The 2,498-nt window shown below is 47.8% G+C and carries 4 protein-coding genes; 2 read left to right on the top strand and 2 right to left on the bottom strand.

Features of this window, described 5'->3' with window-relative positions; all coding sequences use genetic code 11:
• The coding region (locus ACR0P9_RS10880) for a nucleotidyltransferase family protein (protein ID WP_432620051.1) at window positions 1-239 on the bottom strand (239 nt) is incomplete at its 3' end.
• Between ACR0P9_RS10880 and ACR0P9_RS10875 the strand changes: the two genes are divergently transcribed.
• On the top strand, window positions 220-1,425 hold the full coding sequence (locus ACR0P9_RS10875; protein WP_432620049.1) for an acetate/propionate family kinase: 1,206 nt from the start codon (window positions 220-222) through the stop codon (window positions 1,423-1,425). The two genes, ACR0P9_RS10880 and ACR0P9_RS10875, sit on opposite strands and share 20 nt — an antisense overlap.
• A gap of 68 nt (window positions 1,426-1,493) precedes the next feature.
• Here the strand turns inward: ACR0P9_RS10875 and ACR0P9_RS10870 are convergent, their stop codons facing one another.
• Window positions 1,494-1,697, bottom strand: coding sequence for a DUF378 domain-containing protein (locus ACR0P9_RS10870; RefSeq protein WP_216470516.1), 204 nt, complete (start codon window positions 1,695-1,697; stop codon window positions 1,494-1,496).
• A gap of 132 nt (window positions 1,698-1,829) precedes the next feature.
• On the opposite strand from ACR0P9_RS10870, the gene ACR0P9_RS10865 reads away from it, so the two are divergent.
• Window positions 1,830-2,498: PHP domain-containing protein (locus ACR0P9_RS10865; RefSeq protein ID WP_432620046.1), on the top strand; the 669-nt coding region annotated here is incomplete at its 3' end.

The following is a 2,498-nucleotide window of genomic DNA, read 5'->3' as shown; positions in this document are numbered from 1 at the left end:
GGCATCCGGCGCAAAATTTCCCGGATTTGGAACAGATGTCCGGCGTGAAATGGATTATACTCTGTAATAACAGCACAAACTTTCATAAAAACCTCCAAATTTCTTGAGAAAACAGTTGAGAAATTTGATAAAGCGGTGTAAAATAGAATTAAGTATATTGTACTATTTTGGCGATATTCTTGCAAGAAATAATCATTGGATAAAGGAGACCAAAGAGAAATGAATGTTTTGGTAATCAATGCAGGCAGCTCTTCCCTGAAGTACCAGCTCTTCAACATGGACAACAAGGCTGTTCTGGCTAAGGGTCTGTGCGAGAGAATCGGTATTGACGGCCGTCTGACTCACACCAACCCGAACAAGGAAGAGAAGTACAAGGCAGACGTTCCGATGAAGGATCATGCCGATGCAATCCGCGCTGTCATCAACATCCTGGTTGACAAGGAGTGGGGCGTTATCGAGTCTATGTCCGAGATCGATGCTGTCGGTCATCGTGTCGTACACGGCGGCGAGTACTTTGCTGATTCCGTTCTCATCAATGATGAAGTAATCAAGGCAATTGAGGCTTGCGTACCGCTGGCACCGCTGCACAACACCGCAAACCTGATTGGTATCAGTGCGTGCAAGGACGTTATGGGCGAGAATATCCCGCAGGTAGCTGTATTTGATACCGCTTTCCATCAGACCATGCCGCCGGAGCATTACATGTACGCTCTGCCGTATGAGTACTATGAGAAGTACAAGATCCGTCGTTACGGCTTCCACGGTACCTCCCATAAGTACGTTTCTCAGCAGGCTTCTGAGATGCTGGGTATTCCGATCGAAAACCTGCGTCTGATTACTTGCCATCTGGGCAACGGCTCTTCTATCGCTGCTATCAAGGGCGGCAAGTCGATGGATACCTCCATGGGCTTCACCCCGCTGGCTGGTCTGCCGATGGGCACTCGTGCTGGTAACATCGACCCGGCTATCATCTCCTTCCTGTGCGATCATGAGCACAAACATGCAGATGAAATCATCGATGTTCTGAACAAGAAGTCCGGTATGCTGGGTATTTCTGGTGTATCCTCTGACTTCCGCGATCTGGACGTTGCTATCGAAGAGGGCAACAAGCGCGCAAAGCTGGCAAAGGACATGTTCAACCTGTCCGTTAAGAAGATCATCGGCTCCTACATCGCTGAGATGGGCGGCGTTGATGCAATCGTCTTCACCGCTGGCGTAGGTGAGAACGACCGTTCTGTTCGTTGGGACGTTTGCGAGCACATGGAGTATCTGGGCATCAAGGTTGACCCGGAGAAGAACAAGTACCGTGGCCGTCAGATGGATATTTCCGTTGACTACGCACGTGTTCGTGTTCTGGTTATCCCGACCAACGAGGAGCTGGTAATCGCAGAAGATACCCAGCGCCTGGTAAACGAGGCTAAGTAATTCCCTATAGGAATCCACAAATGAGGGGCAGGAAGATTTCCTGCCCCCTTTTTGTGTGTCCTGCGGATTTATGAATTGGATGTGCCGCTGCGCAGTTTTGCGTAAAATGTGAGCGCCCACAATCCTGCAAGCCCGACCAGTGCATAAATCACGCGGCTGACAAACGAACCCTGTCCGCCAAATAATACGCCGACGACATCCAGCCCGAAAAAACCGATGCATCCCCAGTTGATGGCACCGATGATGACGAGCGTCAGGATAAATTTGTCCATATATAGAAACCTCCTTTTCCATGCTGTTTGCAGTTTCTCCAATTTTTCGCATGGCTATACATGCTGTGCTTGTGTTTCAGAGCGTCTGGCAGTATAATAACTATATTGTTTGATGAAATGAGGAACAACAGAATGCTGTTAGATCTGCACACCCATACCAAGTATTCTTACGATGCGGAAGATAAGCCGGTGCTTGACCATGTGGCAAGTGCTGTGCAAAAAGGCGTTGACGTCTTAGGCTTTACCGAGCATGTGGAATTTTTTCGCAAAGATACTTTGCAAGAGAATGATTTCACACCGGGTATCGTGAACTTTTCTGGCTATCAAGAGGAAATTGCACCGTTCCGAACCGGAAGAACCATTATGCCGGATTTGGCAGCGGAGCAAAAAGATATTTTGGATGCGCAAGACGCATATCAAGACAAAATTATCCTGCGTGCAGGTGTGGAAATTGGACAGCCGCACGCAGCGCCGGAACAGGCACATGCGCTAATTCAGGCGTATCCATTTGATTATGTCATTGGCTCGATTCACCAGTTATCGGATGATATGGATTTATATTTTTATCAGTATGAGTTTATTCATCCGGATGAGTTCTGGGAAAAATATTTTATAGAAGTACGGGAATTACTCGCGTTTGGAGACATTCAAATTCTTGCACATTTGGATTATCCGCTTCGAGTGATGAAGCTGCCGCACAATCAGCCGTCCCTCAAGGGATATAAAAACTATGTCGATGAGGTGCTTCGGCTGCTGATTGCAAAGGATATTGCGTTGGAGAGCAATGCTAAGGGGTTGTAT

The sequence above is a fragment of the Butyricicoccus sp. genome (genome assembly GCF_050872565.1).
Lineage (GTDB): Bacteria > Bacillota > Clostridia > Oscillospirales > Butyricicoccaceae > Butyricicoccus_A.
Note: the sequence above shows the minus strand (reverse complement) of the source record. Positions and strands in the feature narration are given on the sequence as shown.

What these genes read in the sequence shown, in the direction of transcription:
- ACR0P9_RS10875 (WP_432620049.1), top strand. Translation starts at nt 220, where the DNA reads ATGAATGTTTTGGTAATCAATGCAGGCAGCTCTTCCCTGAAGTACCAG.
- ACR0P9_RS10870 (WP_216470516.1), bottom strand. Translation starts at nt 1,697, where the DNA reads ATGGACAAATTTATCCTGACGCTCGTCATCATCGGTGCCATCAACTGG.